Source organism: Allobosea minatitlanensis, assembly GCF_964020775.1.
The window spans coordinates 198,321-213,820 of sequence record NZ_OZ224509.1; the positions used below are offsets into that span (position 1 = coordinate 198,321).

Consider the following 15,500-nt stretch of genomic DNA (forward strand, 5'->3'; position numbering starts at 1 on the left):
TCCGCTAGGTGCGTTGAGCGCATGGCCCCGAGACGGGGTGCGCGCGGAATGTGCCTGCAGGAAGCAGGCATGCGAAGGAAGGACAGCATGGCCGGACGGCACACCAACTGGCGCAGCCTGACCATCGTGGTTTCGCTCGGCATCCTGATCGCGGTCGAATTGTTCGGCGTTGCGCTCGCCGCCGGCTGGGCCATCGCCGGCCTGTTCGAGCTCGGCACGATATTCGAATATATCATGATGGCGGTGTTCTCGATCTTCGCCGCCTATGGCATGGTCAATCTGATGCGCCGGGTCCTGAAGATCGAACATCTGACCACGGTCGACTGAAGCTGCCCGCGCGATCACGCAACGCCGCCGTCATTCCGGGGCATCGCATAGCGATGAGCCCGGAACCCATGAACACCGTCCTGCCCTGTTGAGCGCCCCTTCGGAACAGCCTTCCCTGGCCGCCGCGGTGTTCATGGGTTCCGGGCTCGGCCCTACGGGCCGCCCCGGAATGACGGCGTGATTTCACGCTATCGGTCCCGTTTACCGGCAGATCTTCAGCGTGACCGGATCGGCCTCGGCCGGCAGGTAAGCGCCCATCGGCTTGCAGGCGCCGTCCATGCAGATGCGCCAGTCGGCGGTGGCGCCGGAGCGGCGCATCACCACCTCGCGCAGCGCCGGCAGGTCCGGATGCCAGCGCCAGAAGCCGTTGATCAACTGCGCGCCGTCGGGCGGGTCCATGCCGGCGCCGGAGCCCTCGATCCGGGCCTCGACCAGCGCGAGCCCTTTCGGCGTCTCGCGCCAGACTTCCTCCCATAGCGTCTTCTGCACCGAATGACGCCAGCCGAGCGTGATCTCGCCATGGCCCAGCGCCACGACGAGCGCGCCGGCCGCGAGGCACAGGCTCATGCCGGCGCGGGCGCGGCGTTGCGCGCGGCGAACCAGTGACGCAGGACGATCGCCGCCGCCAGCAGATAGCCGAGCGGGTCGCTATAGGCGAACTCGCCGAAAAGCATGACCGCCGCGACGAAGCACAGCACCCGCTCGATCAGCGTCAGCCGCCCGAAAAGGTAGCCGATCGCCACCATGCCGAAGAGGCCGATCGCGACCGAGGCCTTGAAGGTGGCGTAGATCACCGCCGGCCAGAAGCCGATGACATTGGCCATCGGATCGCCCGGCTGAAGCATCAGCGCCGGCGCATAGACCGCGATGAAGGGGATGACGTAGCCGGCGAGCGCGACGCGCATCGCCTCCCAGCCGATCTTGTCGGGGTTTTCCTTGGCGATCGGCGCGGCGGCGAGCGCGGCGAGCGCCACCGGCGGCGAGAGATCGGCCATGATGCCGTAGTAGAAGGCGAACATGTGGCTGACGATCAGCGGCACGCCGAGCTTCTCCAGCGCCGGGGCGGCGAGCGCGGCGACGATGATGTAGGTCGGGATCGTCGGGATGCCGGTGCCGAGCAGGATCGAGAGGATCATCGTCAGGATCAGGGCGAGGAACAGGCTCGACTGGCCGAGCCCGATGATCCAGGCGCCGAAGGTGGTGCCGATGCCGGTCTGCGTCATCAGCCCGATGATGGTGCCGACGATGGCGCAGGCGATGCCGACCGGCAGCGCCGTCTTGGCGCTGTCGGCGAGCGCATCGCGGCTGATCGCCAGCGTCGTGCGCCCGCCCAGGGTGAAGGCGTTGGCGAGCACCAGCAGCGCGATCAGCCCCGCGACATAGCGGATGTCGAGCCCTTCGCGGAAGAGCGCGGCGGCAATGAGCCCGAGCCCGATCCAGAAGACGATGCGCAGGGTCTGCGTGCTCAGGCCCGCGGCGAAGCCGGCGCCGAGCAGCAGCCCGACGGTGAGCGCCAGGCCCATCGTGCCGGCGAAGAGCGGCGTGAAGCCATGGAACAGCATGACGACGAGTACGGCGAGCGGCAAGGCGAGATACCAGCGCTCGCGCAGCGCCTTGAGCGGGCTCGGCAGCAGCGCCCGCTCGACGCCCTTCAGCCCGTATTTGCCGGCCTCCAGATGCACCATCCAGAAGGCCGAGGCGAAATAAAGGATCGCGGGAATCGCGGCCGCCTTGACGATCTCGGCGTAAGGAACGCCCAGCGTCTCGGCCATGATGAAGGCGACGGCGCCCATCACCGGCGGCATGATCTGGCCGCCCATCGAGGCGGTGGCCTCGACGCCGGCGGCGAAGGCGCGCCGGTAGCCGAACTTGATCATCAGCGGGATGGTGAACTGCCCCACGGTGACGACATTGGCGACGCCGGAGCCGGAGATCATGCCCATCAGGCCGGAGGAGAACACCGCGACCTTGGCCGGGCCGCCGCGCGTGCCGCCGAAGATGCCGAGCGAGACGTCGTTGAAGAGATGGATCATCCCGGCCTTTTCGAGGAAGGAGCCGAAGACGATGAACAGGAAGATATAGGTGGCGGAGACGTAGATCGGCGTGCCGTAGAAACCCTCCGTGCCATAGGAGAGATGGCCGATGATCTGGTCGAAGCCGTAGCCGCGATGGTTGAAGGGCGCCGGCAGGTACTGTCCGAAGAACCAGTAGAGCAGGCAGATTCCGCACATGATCGGCAGGGCATTGCCCATCAGCCGGCGCGCCGCCTCGAAGATCAGCACGATCAGCAGCGTGCCGACGACGAGGTCCATCGTGGACGGATCGCCGTCGCGCAGGATCAGGTCGCTGTAGAAGACCCATTGATAGAGGCCGACGCCGAAGCCGACGAGGCCCAGGATCCAGCCGAGAGCCCGGCCGGCCGCGTTGCGCGCCTTGAAATTGGCGATCAGGCCGAAGGTCAGCAGCAGCAGGAAGCCGACATGGATGCCGCGGGCCGCCTGGCTCGGCAGGATGTTCCAGGCCGAGATCAAGATCTGGAAGGCGGCGAAGGCGAGGCCGACGACATAGGCGAGGATGCCCCAGCCGCCGGGGCCGAAACCGGGCGGGAAGCCGTGCTCGAAATTGTCGAGATCGGCATGCGCGACCTCGCCCGGCCTGGCGCCGGAGAGGGCTTCCAACTGGTCGGTTTCGGCGGTGGTGGTCATCGTCCAGATCCTGCCGGTGTCATGGTGTCGCCCCGCATCTGCGCCGCAGCGTTGCACGCTGCGGCGCGCACGGGATGACGCGCTTCATGCACGCCTTTACGAGCCGACCTTCAGGCCCTTTTCCTTGAAGTACCGGGCCGCGCCCGGATGCAGCGGCACCGGCATGCCCTCGAGCGCCTTGTCGAGCTTGATCTCCTTGCCGGCCGCATGGGAGGCGGCGAGATCGCCGAGATTCTCGAAGATGTTCTTGGTCATCTGATAGACCAGATCCTCCTTCACGCCTTCATGGGTGACGAGGTAGTTGACCACGGCGGCCGTGTTCACCGCGGCAGTCTGGCCGGTATAGGTGTCTGCCGGAATGGTCGCGCTGACGAAGGGGGCGCCGGCCTTGTCGATCACCGCCTTCGGCACCTCGACGACGTTGATCTCGACCGAGGTGGCGAGGTCGCGCAGCGAGGCGACGCCGAGGCCGGCCGATTGCAGCGTGGCGTCGAGCTGGCGGTTCTTCATCAGCTCGACCGACTCGGCGAAGGGCAGGTATTCGACCTTGCCGAGGTCCTTGTAGGAGAGCCCCGCCGCGGCGAGGATGGCGCGGGCATTGAGTTCGGTGCCCGATTTCGGCGCGCCGACCGAGAGGCGCTTGCCCTTGAGATCGGCGAGCGTCTTGATGCCGCTCTCCTTCGAGGCGACGATCTGGACATAGTTGGGATAGATCGCGCTGATGCCGCGCAGCTTCTTCAACGGGGCCTTGAAGCCGGCTTCCTCATCGCCCTTCCAGGCGGCGTCGAGCGAGTCGCCGAGCGTGAAGGCGATCTCGCCGCGGCCCTGCTGCAGCAGCACGAGGTTCTCGACCGAGGCCTTGGTCGCCTGCACGGTCGGGCGGACATTCGGGATCTTCTCGCCATAGATCTTCGAGAGCGCGACGCCCATCGGGTAATAGACGCCCGAGGTGCCGCCGGTGAGGATATTGATGAACTCCTGGGCGCGGGCGCCCGCCGGCGCGGCAACGAGGAGAACAGCGGCGGCAAGACCGGCGAGGCGCCGGGCACGGAACAGCGTTTTCATGAGAAACTCCCTGGACGGCCCCGGCTTGAGCGGCCGGTTTGCCTGACGTTGTAGAGCAGGTTCGCCGCGAAGGAAAAGCGCAAGACTTCGCTTTCTCTTTCGTCTTTAGCCCAATCGGCGAGCGCTGCCGGCTTTCGACCATGCGCGGAGAGCCGGTGGGATCGAGCCGCGGCGCCGCGGCCGGATGCCGGCGTGCATAAGCCTGCGAAGTCCGCTTGTGCCGGCCTCGATGTAATATTATATCGTCGCACATGGCTCACGCGCACGACCATGGCCACAGTCACGCCGGCTTGCACGCCGTCTCGGAGGATCCGGGCTGGTCGCTGCTGCGTCTGTCGGCCTGGAGCCGCGTGGGGCTGGCCGGTATCGTCGTCGCGCTGCTGTGGATCGCGACGTTGGCCGTGATCGTCTGAGAGGGAAGTCCGCGTTGTCCGCCATTCGCCTCACCGATCTGACGCTCGGCTATGACCGCCACCCGGCGGTGCATCATCTCTCCGGCGAGATCGCGGCGGGGAGCCTGATCGCCATCGTCGGGCCGAACGGCGCCGGCAAGTCGACGCTGCTCAAGGGCATCACCGGCACGCTCGCCCCGCTTTCCGGCGGCATTGCCCTCGCCAAGGGCAAGCGGCTGGCCTATCTGCCGCAATCGGCCGAGCTCGACCGCTCCTTTCCGATCCATGTCTACGATCTCGTCGCGATGGGCCTGTGGAACCGGGCCGGCATCTTCGGACGCATCGGCGCGGCGGCCGCCCACAAGGTCGAGCATGCCATCGCCGCCGTCGGCCTGACGGGCTTTGAGCGCCGGCCGATCGGCACGCTCTCCGGCGGGCAGATGCAGCGCGCGCTCTTCGCCCGGCTCCTGCTGCAGGACGCCGAAATCATCCTGCTCGACGAGCCCTTCACCGCGATCGATGCGCGCACGACCGCCGACCTGCTGGCGCTGGTGCGGCGCTGGCATGGCGAGAGCCGCACCGTCGTCGCCGTGCTGCACGACATGGAGACGGTGCGCCGAGCCTTCCCGCAGACGCTGCTGCTGGCGCGCGAGGCCGTGGCCTGGGGCGCGACCGCCGATGTGCTGACGCCGGAGAACCTGCTCGCGGCGCGGCGCATGGTCGAATCCTTCGACAGCCACGCCGCTCCCTGCCGTCGCGACGCGGCCTAAGACAGTCTCGGCGATCCGGTTTTCCGTCATTGCGAGCGCAGCGAAGCAATCCAGGAGGATTGGGTGAGATGTTGGACCCAGTCCTCCTGGATTGCTTCGTCGCTTCGCTCCTCGCAATGACGTCGCTGCGATCGGCCGCTGGATAGCTGACTCCATGCTCTACGATCTCTTCATCGGCCCCTTCGCCGAATTCGATTTCATGCGTCGTGCGCTCGTCGGCGTGATGGCGCTGTCGGTCTCCGGCGCGCCGATCGGCGTCTTCCTGATGCTCCGGCGGATGAGCCTCACCGGCGACGCCATGGCGCATGCCATCCTGCCCGGCGCGGCGCTGGGCTATCTCGTCGCCGGCTTCTCGCTGCCGGCGATGACCATCGGCGGGCTTGCGGCCGGCTTCGCCGTGGCGCTGCTGGCCGGCGCCGTGGCGCGGGCGACGGTGCTGAAGGAGGACGCCTCGCTCGCCGCCTTCTATCTGATCTCGCTGGCGCTCGGCGTCACCATCGTCTCGCTGCGCGGCTCGGCCATCGATCTGCTGCACGTCCTCTTCGGCAATGTGCTGGCGCTCGACGACGGCGTGCTGATCCTGCTCGCGGGCGTGGCGACCGTCTCGCTCCTGGCGCTGGCGGCGCTTTACCGGCCGCTGGTGCTGGAATGCGTCGATCCCGGCTTCCTGCGCTCGGTCAGCCGCTCGGGCGGCTTCGTGCACCTCACCTTCCTCGCCCTCGTCGTGCTCAACCTCGTCGCGGGCTTCAACGCGCTCGGCACGCTGCTGGCCGTCGGCATGATGATGCTGCCCGCCGCCGCCGCCCGCTTCTGGACCGCCGACATCACCCGGCTGCTCATGCTCGCCGCCGGCTTCGGCATGCTCTCCGGCTATGCCGGCCTCGTCGTCTCCTATGCCGCCGGTTCGAGCCTGCCGGCGGGGCCTGCGGTCATCCTGGCGGCGGGCGTGGTCTATCTCCTGTCGCTCCTGCTCGGCTCGCAGGGCGGTCTTGCGCGGCGTGCCTTGATCTGGTCACATCTCGAACGGTAGAAACGTTATATCGTTTCATTCCGAGCGGAGACCACCATGCCCAATCGTCGCGACCTCGCCGCCTATCTCGCTGCCGGGCTTGCCCTCGCCATGCTCCCTTCGGCGGCTTTCGCGCAGGAGAAGCTGCCGGTGGTGGCGAGCTTCTCGGTGCTTGCCGATTTCGTGAAGCAGGTCGGCGGCGACCGCGTCGGCGTGACGACGCTGGTCGGCCCGGACGGCGACGCGCATGTCTACTCGCCTACGCCGGCCGACGCCAAAGCCCTCGCGGCGGCGAAGCTCGTCGTCGTGAACGGCCTGCATTTCGAGGGCTGGCTGCCCCGGCTGGTCAAATCCTCCGGCACCAAGGCGCCGCTGGCCGAGGCGACGAAGGGCATCACGCCGCTGGCGGCCGATGACGATCACGAGGATCACGGCAAGGCGGGCCATGGTCATGCGCATGGCCATGACGATCCGCATGCCTGGCAGAGCATCGCCAACGCCAAGGTCTACGTCGCCAATATCCGCGATGCGCTGAGCGCCGCCGACCCGGCCGGCAAGGCGGCCTATGAGGCCAATGCCGCGGCCTATCTCGCCCAGCTCGATGCGCTCGAAGGCGAGGTCAAGGCGGCGGTGGCGCGCATCCCGGCCGAGCGGCGCAAGGCGATCACCACCCATGACGCCTTCGGCTATTTCGTGAAGGCCTACGGCATCGACTTCATCGCGCCGCAGGGCGTCTCGACCGAGGCCGAGGCCTCCGCCAAGGACGTCGCCCGCATCATCCGGCAGGTGAAGACGCAGAAGATCCCGGCCGTCTTCCTCGAGAACGTCACCAATCCCCGCCTGGTCGAGCAGATCGCGCGCGAGAGCGGCGCCAAGGTCGGCGGCAAGCTCTATTCCGACGCGCTCTCCGACGCCAGCGGGCCGGCGGGGACTTACATCCGGATGATGAAGCACAATATAAGCGAGATCGAGAAGGCGCTCGCCGCCGGCCCGGCCTAAGGGCTTTCGCGTGAACCGCCGGTCATCCCGGGCGACTGCAGGTCGACCGGGGATCCTTGCCTGAACCGTTCCGGCACGGATCCCCGGTCTCCGCTGCGCTCCGGCCGGGATGGCCCAGGTCGTTCGCCCGCAAGGCCGAGGACGGATTTGCGATCAGGAAATCAGGTCAGACCATGTCCGAAAAAATCCCCGTCACGGTGCTCACCGGCTATCTGGGCGCCGGCAAGACCACGCTTCTGAACCGCATCCTCACCGAGGATCACGGCAAGAAGTTCGCCGTCATCGTCAACGAGTTCGGCGAGGCGGGCATCGACGGGGACCTCGTCGTCGGCGCCGACGAGGAAGTGTTCGAGATGAACAACGGCTGCATCTGCTGCACCGTGCGCGGCGACCTGATCCGCATCCTCGACGGGCTGATGAAGCGCAAGGGCAAGTTCGACGCGATCATCGTCGAGACCACCGGCCTCGCCGATCCGGCGCCGGTCGCCCAGACCTTCTTCGTCGACCAGGATGTCGGCGACGCCACCCGCCTCGACGCCGTCGTCACCGTCACCGACGCCAAGTGGCTGAAGGACCGGCTGAAGGACGCGCCCGAGGCGAAGAACCAGATCGCCTTCGCCGACGTCATCATCCTCAACAAGACCGACCTGGTGACGCCGGAGGAGCTGGCCGAGGTCGAGGCGGCGATCCGCGCCATCAACCCCTATGCCAGGCTGGAGAAGGCCGAGCGCTGCAATGTCGAGATCGCGGCCCTGCTCGACCGCAAGGCCTTCGATCTCGACCGTATCCTCGACATCGAGCCGGACTTCCTCGAGGCCGGCCATCACCATCACCATGCCGAGGATGTGCGCTCGATCTCGCTGACCGTGCCGGGCGACGTCGATCCCGAGAAGTTCATGCCCTGGATCAACGACATCGCCCAGATCCAGGGGCCGAACATCCTGCGCTCCAAGGGCATCCTCGCCTTCAAGGACGAGCCGCGCCGCTTCGTCTTCCAGGGCGTGCACATGATCCTCGACGGCGACCTCCAGCGCGACTGGAAGCCCGGCGAGAGGCGCGAGAGCCGCCTCGTCTTCATCGGGCGCGGGCTCAACGAGAACGAATTGCGCAAGGGCTTCGAAGCCTGCGCGGCGTGAGGGGTCATCCACTGCCGTCATTCCGGGGCTTCGCGCAGCGAAGAGCCCGGAACCCATGAACACGCCAGCGCCTTATGAAGCTGCTGCCTGATCGCCCTTTTCTATGCCGGACGGTGTTCTTGGGTTCCGGGCTCGCGCTTTCAGCGCGCCCCGGAATGACGGCGTGGTTCCCCGCGCAGGAAAGCTGCGCTAGACCGTTCGCATGAATACCACCGCCGCCCAACCCGTCTCGCTGCGCGAGCATGTCGTCCCGATCGCCGCGGAAGCGCATGTCGTCGCGGCCCGCTGGCTGAAGCAGGGGCTCGTCCTCGCGCTCGCCGACGGGCGGGTGCTGCGCTGGCGCGACGGCGCGGCGGATACCGTCGAGGCCCATGCCGGCGGCATCCTCTGTGCTGTGGGCGACGGCGAGCGCATCGTCAGCGGCGGCGACGACGGCCGCATCGTCGCGACCCGCATCGCGGGCGCGCCGGAAGAGCTGGCCAGGGACCCGAAGCGCCGCTGGGTCGACGCGATCGCGCTGTCGCCGGCCGGCCATCTCGCCTGGAATACCGGCAAGACCGTCAGCGCCCGCGACGAGAAGGGCCGTGTCCGCATCCTGGAGGCGGCGAGCACGCCGCAGGGGCTCGTCTTCGCGCCGAAGGGCTATCGCCTCGCCATTGCCCAGATGAACGGTGTCTCGCTCTGGTATCCGAACACCGAGGCGAAGCCGGAATTCCTCGAATGGAAGGGCTCGCATCTCGACGTCGCCTGGTCGCCGGACGGGCGCTTCATCGTCTCCTCGATGCAGGAGAACGCCCTGCATGGCTGGAAGCTCGGCGACCGGCCGGGCCATATGCGGATGACCGGCTACCCGGCCAAGCCCCGCTCGCTCTCCTGGTCGCATGACGGGCTCTGGCTGGCCTCCAGCGGCGCCGACGGCGCCATCGTCTGGCCCTTCCAGGGCGAGGGCCCGCAGGGCAAGGCGCCGCGCGAATGCGGCGTGCGCCGGGCGCGGGTCACCCGCGTCGCCTTCCATCCCGCCGCCCTGGTGCTGGCGATCGGCTATGACGACGGCTGCATCCTGCTGGTCCGGCTGACGGACGGTTCCGAATTGCTGGTCCGGCCGGCCGCGCGCGACAGCGGCATCAGCGCCTTCGCCTGGGACCAGGCCGGCAAGCGCCTCGCCTTCGGGGCCGAGGACGGCGCCGCCGGCGTGCTGACGCTGCCGGGCTGACGGCGATGCGCTTCGGGCTCTTCGGCAGGGGCGATGCGGCGAAGGCCGAGACGAAAGCCGCAGCCGAAAGCCTGAAAGGGCAGGTGCGCGCCTTGCTCGGCTTGTCCGAGACGGTCGCCATCGCGGTCAATGAAATCCTCTGCGCCGATCCGGGCTGCCCCGGCACGGAGACGGTGATCCTCGTCATGAAGCCCGGCGCGAAGACGCAGGCCTTCAAGCTGCAGATGGCGATGGCCGAGGTGACGGCGGAGGCGCTGGCGGAGGCGCTGGCGGAAGCGCTGGATATGCCCGCGGGTCGCTGACAAGGCGATCGGGTACAAATGCGGTGTCATCCCGGACAAGCCGCGTGAGCGGCGCCGATCCGGGATCCATGCCTGATCCTTATCGGAAACGCTCCGGCATGGATCCCGGGTCTACGCTTCGCTGCGCCCGGGATGACGGCGTTTTTCCGGGAACGGACGCTTCCGCTCAGGGCTTCAGCCCCTGCGGCAGCACCGGCGCGTCGGCCTTGAGCACGAGCTCGACCCGGCGGTTATAGGGCAGATAGGGGTTGTCCTTGATCAGCGGCTCGGTGTCGCCCTTGCCGGTGACGGAGAGGAAGCGTTCGTTGGGAACGCCGGCATTGGCGAGGATCTCGCGCACCGCGTTGGCGCGGGCGATGGACAGCCCCCAGAGATCGCCTTCCGGCGGCTGGCCGGGGCGCGGCGTCGCGCTGTGGCCGGAAATAGCGATCTTGTTCGGCATCCGCCGCAGCGTCGGGGCGATGGCGGCGAGCACCTTGCGCATGCGCTCGTTCGGCTGGGCCGAGCCTTCGGCGAACATGGCGCGGCCTTCCTGGTCGACGAGCTGGATGTCGATGCCGGCCTCGGTGACCTCGACGAGGACGTTGCGCGAGACCTCGGCGATCTCCGGCATGTCGCGCAGCGCCTGACGCAGCGAGGCGGCGGCGAGCGCGAAGCCTCGGTCGTAGGTCGCCGAGATCAGCCCGTCCTCCTTCTGGTTGTTGTGGTTGGGCGCGGTGTTGTCGGAGGCGTCCTGGAGTGGGCGGATATAGGCGTTCTTGATGTGGGTCTTGGTCGGGATGCCGTCGAGCTCGACGATGCCGGCGAGGCGCACATCGGTCTGCGTGCCGAAGGCCTCGCGCATCGAGCCGGCGACGATCTGGAGCTTCTGCTTGTCCTGGCTCGAATAGGCGGCGACCATGACGAAGAAGCTCATCAGCAGGGCCATCAGATCGGCGAAGGTGACGAACCAGCCGTGGCCGCCATGGCCGCCGCGCTTCTTCCTGGCCATGGCCTAGCGCCCGCTCACGCCGCTTCCGCCATCTCGGCCCGGTGGTGGTCGGGCAGATAGGCGAGCAGCATCTCGCGCACCAGGGTCGGCGACTTGGCGTCGCGCATCTGCAGCACGCCGTCGATGATCAGGGTGCGGGAGATCTCCTCCTCCTCCAGCTTGACGTGCAGCTTGTCGGCCAGCGGCAGGGTGAGCATGTTGGCGACGATCGCGCCGTAGAGCGTGGCGAGCAGGGCGGTCGCCATGGCGGGGCCGAGGCGCGAGGGGTCCGACATGTTGGCGAACATCGTCACCATGCCGATGATGGTGCCGATCATGCCCCAGGCCGGGGCGCAGTCGCCGATGGCGCGGTAGACCTTGGAGCCCTCTTCGAGCCGCTGCAGGAAATTGTCGCGGTCGCGCTCCATCGTGTCGCGGATGAAGTCCTTGTCGTAGCCGTCGGCGATGTAGCGCAGCCCCTGCGCCAGGAAAGGGTCCGAGACCTCGACGTTCTCGAGCGCGACCGGCCCGCTCTTGCGGGCGATCTCGGCGACGCGGGTGATCTCCTCGATCAGGTCGCGCGGATGGCTCGCGCTCATGGTGAAGGCGAAGCGGGCGCCCATCGGCAGGCCGTGGGCGATGACCGAGAAGGGGAAGCGCAGCATCGTCGCCGCGGCCGAGCCGCCGAAGATGATGATCGCGGCGTGCTTGTCCCAATAGGCGGCGAAATTGCCGCCGTCGATGATGATCAGCCCGCAGATGGTGGCGATGCCGCCGATGATGCCGATGCCGGTTGCGATATCCATGACACCACCTTCGCGGGACCGCCGCCGCAGCCGGGGCGCCTCAATATTCGCAGTTGCGGTAACCATAAGAGTCATGGATTGAACGAAGCGTTAAGCTTGTTGGCTTCGCGGCGCGCGCGGCTTGCGGTACAGGGATCGGACGATGTCGCTTCTCTCGCTCTATGCCCGCGTCCTCGGCGAGCTCGGCCCCGAAAAGCGGCTCGGCGTCGTGCTGGCGCTCGCCAATATCCTGCTGGCAGCGGTCGCCTTCGCCGAGCCGATGCTGTTCGGCGCGCTGATCGACCGGCTGACCAGGATCCAGTCCTCCGGCGGCACGCTGACCTGGGGCGGCATCAATCCGCTGATCTTCGCCTGGGTCGGCTTCGGCCTCGCCAATATCGGGCTCGGCGTCTTCGTCGCGCTGCATGCCGACAGGCTGGCGCATCGGCGCCGGCTGGCGGTGATGGCGCGCTTTTTCGAGCATGCGCTGACGCTGCCGCTCGCCTATCACACGCAGACGCATTCGGGCCGCGTGCTCAAGGTGATGCTCGACGGCGCCAGCGCGATGTGGGGCCTGTGGCTCTCCTTCTTCCGCGAGCATTGCGCCTCGATCTTCGCGCTGTTCGTGCTGCTGCCCTTCACGCTCTGGCTGAACTGGCAGCTCGGGCTGCTTTTGATCGTCCTCGTCGTACTGTTCGGCTCGCTCACCGGCTTCGTGCTGCGCCGCACCGACCAGCTCCAGCGCAATGTCGAATCCTATCATTCGAGCCTGGCGGAAAAGGCCTCCGACGCGCTCGGCAACGTGCCTGTGATCCAGAGCTTCACCCGCATCGAGGCCGAGGTGCGCGGCCTGCGCTCGACCATCGCCAATGTGCTGGCGGCGCAGATCCCGGTCCTGTCCTGGTGGGCCGTCGCCAATGTCGCGACGCGCGCCTCGGCGACGCTGACGGTGCTGGCGATCTTCATCGTCGGCACCTGGCTGCTGATGCACGGCCAGACGACGGTCGGCGAGATCGTCACCTTCATGGGCTTCGCCACCATGCTGGTCGGGCGGCTGGAGCAGATCGTCTCCTTCGTGAACTTCATCTTCATGCAGGCGCCGAAGATGCGCGAGTTCTTCGAGGTCGTCGACACGCTGCCGACCGTGCGGGACCGGCCGAACGCTCCCGACCCCGGCCGGCTGACCGGAGCGGTCGCCTTCGAGGACGTCTCCTTCTCCTATGACGGCAAGCGCGCGGCGGTGCGCGACGTCTCCTTCGCAGTGAGGCCGGGCGAGACCATCGCCGTGGTCGGCTCGACCGGCTCGGGCAAGTCGACGACGCTGGGGCTGCTGCACCGCGCCTTCGACCCGCAATCGGGCCGGATCACCGTCGACGGCCTCGACATCCGCGAGATCTCGCTGCTGTCGCTCCGGCGCAATATCGGCGTCGTCTTCCAGGAGCCGATGCTGTTCGCCCGCTCGATCCGCGAGAATTTGCAGGTCGGCAAACCCGACGCGACCGATGCCGAGATGATGCAGGCGCTCGACCGGGCCCAGGCGACCGAGGTGATGGCGCGCCAGCCGGACGGGCTCGACACGTTGGTCGGCGAGCGCGGCCGCACCCTCTCCGGCGGCGAGCGCCAGCGGCTTTCGATCGCCCGCGCCCTGCTGAAGAACCCGCCGATCCTGATCCTCGACGAGGCGACCTCGGCGCTCGACGCCGCGACCGAGGTCAAGTTGCAGAAGGCGCTGGAGGAGGTGATGAAGGGCCGCACCACCTTCGTCATCGCGCACCGGCTGGCGACGATCCGCAACGCCGACCGCATCCTGGTCTTCGAGCAGGGGCAGGTCGAGGAGATGGGCACCTTCGACGAGCTGGTCGCCAAGGGCGGGCGCTTCGCGGCGCTGGCGCGGGCGCAGTATCTCGTCGCGGACAAGCCGGCCTCCGAGCCGGCGGCGGAAACCCCGAGGCCGCTGGCGCAGAAGCTCTCGGCGGAGCGATAGCGCAGTCCCGGCTCGGCGGCCCGAGCCGATCGTCCCCGGCCCTTCCCGGCACCCCGGTCAGTGCGCCGCGCCGTTGGCGGCGAGCTCGGCTTCCAGGAAGCTCCTGACCTCCTCGGCCGCGACGCCCGGCGCGATGAAGCTCTTGCCGATGCCGCGGGCGAGGATGAAGGTCAGCGCGCCGCGCTTCACCTTCTTGTCCTGCGCCATCGCCGCCAGGATCTCCTCGGCGCTGCCGGCCCCGCCCGGCACCTGCTGCAGCCGGCTCGGCAGGCCGACATGGTCGAGATGGCGCGCGACGCGGACGGCATCCTGGCCCGGGCAGAGCTCGAGCCGCTGCGAGAAGCGGAAGGCCAGGGCGAGGCCGATGGCGACGGCCTCGCCATGGACGAGGCGGCTCGAATCGTAATGCGTCAGCCGCTCCAGCGCATGGGCGAAGGTATGGCCGAGATTGAGCAAGGCGCGGTCGCCTTCCTCGCGCTCGTCGCGGGCGACGATCGCCGCCTTGGCCCGGCAGGCGACGGCGACGGCATGGTCGCGCTCCGGCCCGCCGGCGATGACGCGGCTCCAGTTCGTCTCGCACCAGTCGAAGAAGCCCGGATCGTCGATCAGCCCGTATTTCACCACCTCGGCATAGCCGGCCTTGAACTCGCGCTCGCTCAGCGTGTCGAGGAGCGCGGTGTCGGCGATGACCATCGCGGGCTGGTGGAAGGCGCCGATCAGGTTCTTGCCATGCGGCGAGTTGATGCCGGTCTTGCCGCCGACGGAGGAATCGACCTGGGCGAGCAGGGTGGTCGGCACCTGCACGAAGCGCACGCCGCGGCGCAGAACCGCCGCGGCGAAGCCGGTGAGGTCGCCGACGACGCCGCCGCCGAAGGCGATGACGAGGTCGTTGCGCTCGATCTTCGCGGCCAGCAGCGCATCGCAGAGCGCGACGAACCGGGCGTAGGATTTGGAGGCCTCGCCCGGCGGGATGGTGATGCGGGTGGCGGCGATGCCCTCCTGGGCGAGACAGGTCTCGAAGGCGGCGCCGTGGAGGGCGGCCACGCTCTCGTCGGTGACGATCGCGGCGCGGGCGCCCGGCGCGAGGGAGGCGATCAGGGCCGCCGCCTCGCAGAGCTGGTGGCGGCCGATATGGATGTCGTAGCCGCGCCCCTCGAGCGCGACGGGGACGGTGATGCGGGCCCCGGTCCGGGCGGGGGTGGTAGCGTTCATGATGCAGCGACTCCGCCAGCCGCGAGGCCAAGATGGCGCTCCAATGCGGCGACAATATCGCCGACGATGACCTCATGCGGCTCGTCGCGCGACTGGATGGTGAGGTCGGCCAGCGCATAGACCGGCTCGCGCTGCGCCAGCATGGCGCGCAGCGTGCCCTCGGGGTCGGCGGTCTGGAGCAGCGGGCGGTTCGAGCGCTTGCGCACCCGGCGCATCAGCACGTCGGGCTCGGCCTTCAGCCAGACCGAGACGCCGAGCTCCTTCACCCGCGCCCGGGTCTCGGCGTTCATGAAGGCGCCGCCGCCGGTGGCGAGCACCAGCGGGGCCTGCGTCGCCAGGATGCGGGCGATGACGCGCCGCTCGCCGTCGCGGAATTCGGTCTCGCCGCGCTGGGCGAAGATCTCGGGGATGGTCATGCCCGCGGCGGTCTCGATCTCGGTGTCGGCGTCGAGAAAGCTCATGCCGAGCCGGGCCGCCAGCCGCCGGCCGACCGAACTCTTGCCCGAGCCCATCATGCCGACCAGCACGACGGCGCGGCCGCCGAGCGCATGGCGCAGATCGGCAGTCTCCGGGGCTTGAATGGCTGCGGCGGTCATGCTGGCTCTTATCCTCGCGGCGGGATGTAGCATCA

General features: G+C 68.3%; 16 protein-coding genes. 9 read left to right on the top strand and 7 right to left on the bottom strand.

The genetic code is table 11. From position 1 onward, the window contains the following. Nucleotides 1–87: 87 nt before the first annotated feature. On the top strand, nt 88–327 hold the full coding sequence (locus ACWH43_RS00990) for a hypothetical protein (protein WP_158445438.1): 240 nt from the start codon (nt 88–90) through the stop codon (nt 325–327). Nucleotides 328–528: 201 nt separating this feature from the next. Here the strand turns inward: ACWH43_RS00990 and ACWH43_RS00995 are convergent, their stop codons facing one another. The 3 genes from ACWH43_RS00995 to ACWH43_RS01005 form a co-directional block, all read right to left on the bottom strand. Then, nucleotides 529–894 (bottom strand): DUF1850 domain-containing protein, encoded by a 366-nt coding sequence (locus tag ACWH43_RS00995; RefSeq protein WP_158445439.1) that lies wholly within the window; start codon nt 892–894, stop codon nt 529–531. After that, nucleotides 891–3,032, bottom strand: coding sequence for a TRAP transporter permease (locus ACWH43_RS01000; protein WP_158445440.1), 2,142 nt, complete (start codon nt 3,030–3,032; stop codon nt 891–893). The genes ACWH43_RS00995 and ACWH43_RS01000 overlap by 4 nt, the downstream gene beginning before the upstream one ends. 96 nt (nt 3,033–3,128) lie before the next feature. After that, nucleotides 3,129–4,097 (bottom strand): TAXI family TRAP transporter solute-binding subunit, encoded by a 969-nt coding sequence (locus ACWH43_RS01005; protein ID WP_158445441.1) that lies wholly within the window; start codon nt 4,095–4,097, stop codon nt 3,129–3,131. 251 nt (nt 4,098–4,348) lie between these two features. On the opposite strand from ACWH43_RS01005, the gene ACWH43_RS01010 reads away from it, so the two are divergent. From ACWH43_RS01010 to ACWH43_RS01040, 7 genes are all read left to right on the top strand, one after another. Continuing rightward, entirely contained in the window at nt 4,349–4,510 is a 162-nt protein-coding gene (locus ACWH43_RS01010) for a hypothetical protein (RefSeq protein WP_260348222.1), read from the top strand. Nucleotides 4,511–4,524: 14 nt separating this feature from the next. Further along, entirely contained in the window at nt 4,525–5,259 is a 735-nt protein-coding gene (gene aztA / locus ACWH43_RS01015) for a zinc ABC transporter ATP-binding protein AztA (RefSeq protein ID WP_158445442.1), read from the top strand. Between the two features lie 154 nt (nt 5,260–5,413). After that, nucleotides 5,414–6,289 carry a metal ABC transporter permease gene (locus ACWH43_RS01020; protein WP_158445443.1) on the top strand — a complete coding sequence of 292 codons (876 nt, stop codon included), beginning with the start codon at nt 5,414–5,416 and terminating at the stop codon, nt 6,287–6,289. A gap of 36 nt (nt 6,290–6,325) precedes the next feature. After that, nucleotides 6,326–7,267, top strand: coding sequence for a metal ABC transporter substrate-binding protein (locus tag ACWH43_RS01025; protein WP_158445444.1), 942 nt, complete (start codon nt 6,326–6,328; stop codon nt 7,265–7,267). Nucleotides 7,268–7,440: 173 nt separating this feature from the next. Beyond that, complete coding sequence (locus ACWH43_RS01030; RefSeq protein ID WP_158445445.1) at nt 7,441–8,403, top strand: CobW family GTP-binding protein; 963 nt, start codon at nt 7,441–7,443, stop codon at nt 8,401–8,403. A gap of 202 nt (nt 8,404–8,605) precedes the next feature. Beyond that, nucleotides 8,606–9,616, top strand: coding sequence for a WD40 repeat domain-containing protein (locus tag ACWH43_RS01035; RefSeq protein WP_158448161.1), 1,011 nt, complete (start codon nt 8,606–8,608; stop codon nt 9,614–9,616). 5 nt (nt 9,617–9,621) lie between these two features. Then, a complete protein-coding gene (locus tag ACWH43_RS01040) occupies nt 9,622–9,918 on the top strand; it encodes a hypothetical protein (RefSeq protein WP_158448162.1) in 297 nt (98 codons plus the stop codon). 166 nt (nt 9,919–10,084) lie between these two features. Here ACWH43_RS01040 and ACWH43_RS01045 read toward each other — a convergent pair whose 3' ends face one another. Next, nucleotides 10,085–10,909 carry an OmpA/MotB family protein gene (locus ACWH43_RS01045; RefSeq protein ID WP_158444215.1) on the bottom strand — a complete coding sequence of 275 codons (825 nt, stop codon included), beginning with the start codon at nt 10,907–10,909 and terminating at the stop codon, nt 10,085–10,087. 14 nt (nt 10,910–10,923) lie between these two features. After that, entirely contained in the window at nt 10,924–11,694 is a 771-nt protein-coding gene (locus ACWH43_RS01050) for a motility protein A (RefSeq protein WP_158444216.1), read from the bottom strand. 142 nt (nt 11,695–11,836) lie between these two features. Here ACWH43_RS01050 and ACWH43_RS01055 point away from each other — a divergent pair, with 142 nt between their 5' ends. Continuing rightward, entirely contained in the window at nt 11,837–13,657 is a 1,821-nt protein-coding gene (locus ACWH43_RS01055) for a glucan ABC transporter ATP-binding protein/ permease (protein WP_158444217.1), read from the top strand. A gap of 57 nt (nt 13,658–13,714) precedes the next feature. Here the strand turns inward: ACWH43_RS01055 and aroB are convergent, their stop codons facing one another. Further along, complete coding sequence (gene aroB, locus ACWH43_RS01060) at nt 13,715–14,869, bottom strand: 3-dehydroquinate synthase (RefSeq protein WP_158444218.1); 1,155 nt, start codon at nt 14,867–14,869, stop codon at nt 13,715–13,717. Next, the gene (locus tag ACWH43_RS01065) at nt 14,866–15,465 is read right to left on the bottom strand and encodes a shikimate kinase (protein WP_158444219.1); all 600 of its coding nucleotides are present in this window, start codon (nt 15,463–15,465) and stop codon (nt 14,866–14,868) included. Before ACWH43_RS01065 ends, aroB begins: the two co-directional genes overlap by 4 nt. Nucleotides 15,466–15,500 lie beyond the last annotated feature (35 nt).

Coding starts and splice junctions, on each gene's coding strand:
- ACWH43_RS00995 (WP_158445439.1), bottom strand. CDS start 894: ATGAGCCTGTGCCTCGCGGCCGGCGCGCTCGTCGTGGCGCTGGGCCAT.
- ACWH43_RS01005 (WP_158445441.1), bottom strand. CDS start 4,097: ATGAAAACGCTGTTCCGTGCCCGGCGCCTCGCCGGTCTTGCCGCCGCT.
- ACWH43_RS01000 (WP_158445440.1), bottom strand. CDS start 3,032: ATGACCACCACCGCCGAAACCGACCAGTTGGAAGCCCTCTCCGGCGCC.
- ACWH43_RS01010 (WP_260348222.1), top strand. CDS start 4,349: ATGGCTCACGCGCACGACCATGGCCACAGTCACGCCGGCTTGCACGCC.
- ACWH43_RS01065 (WP_158444219.1), bottom strand. CDS start 15,465: ATGACCGCCGCAGCCATTCAAGCCCCGGAGACTGCCGATCTGCGCCAT.
- ACWH43_RS01050 (WP_158444216.1), bottom strand. CDS start 11,694: ATGGATATCGCAACCGGCATCGGCATCATCGGCGGCATCGCCACCATC.
- ACWH43_RS01030 (WP_158445445.1), top strand. CDS start 7,441: ATGTCCGAAAAAATCCCCGTCACGGTGCTCACCGGCTATCTGGGCGCC.
- ACWH43_RS01040 (WP_158448162.1), top strand. CDS start 9,622: ATGCGCTTCGGGCTCTTCGGCAGGGGCGATGCGGCGAAGGCCGAGACG.
- ACWH43_RS01025 (WP_158445444.1), top strand. CDS start 6,326: ATGCCCAATCGTCGCGACCTCGCCGCCTATCTCGCTGCCGGGCTTGCC.
- ACWH43_RS00990 (WP_158445438.1), top strand. CDS start 88: ATGGCCGGACGGCACACCAACTGGCGCAGCCTGACCATCGTGGTTTCG.
- aroB (WP_158444218.1), bottom strand. CDS start 14,869: ATGAACGCTACCACCCCCGCCCGGACCGGGGCCCGCATCACCGTCCCC.
- ACWH43_RS01020 (WP_158445443.1), top strand. CDS start 5,414: ATGCTCTACGATCTCTTCATCGGCCCCTTCGCCGAATTCGATTTCATG.
- ACWH43_RS01035 (WP_158448161.1), top strand. CDS start 8,606: ATGAATACCACCGCCGCCCAACCCGTCTCGCTGCGCGAGCATGTCGTC.
- ACWH43_RS01055 (WP_158444217.1), top strand. CDS start 11,837: ATGTCGCTTCTCTCGCTCTATGCCCGCGTCCTCGGCGAGCTCGGCCCC.
- ACWH43_RS01045 (WP_158444215.1), bottom strand. CDS start 10,909: ATGGCCAGGAAGAAGCGCGGCGGCCATGGCGGCCACGGCTGGTTCGTC.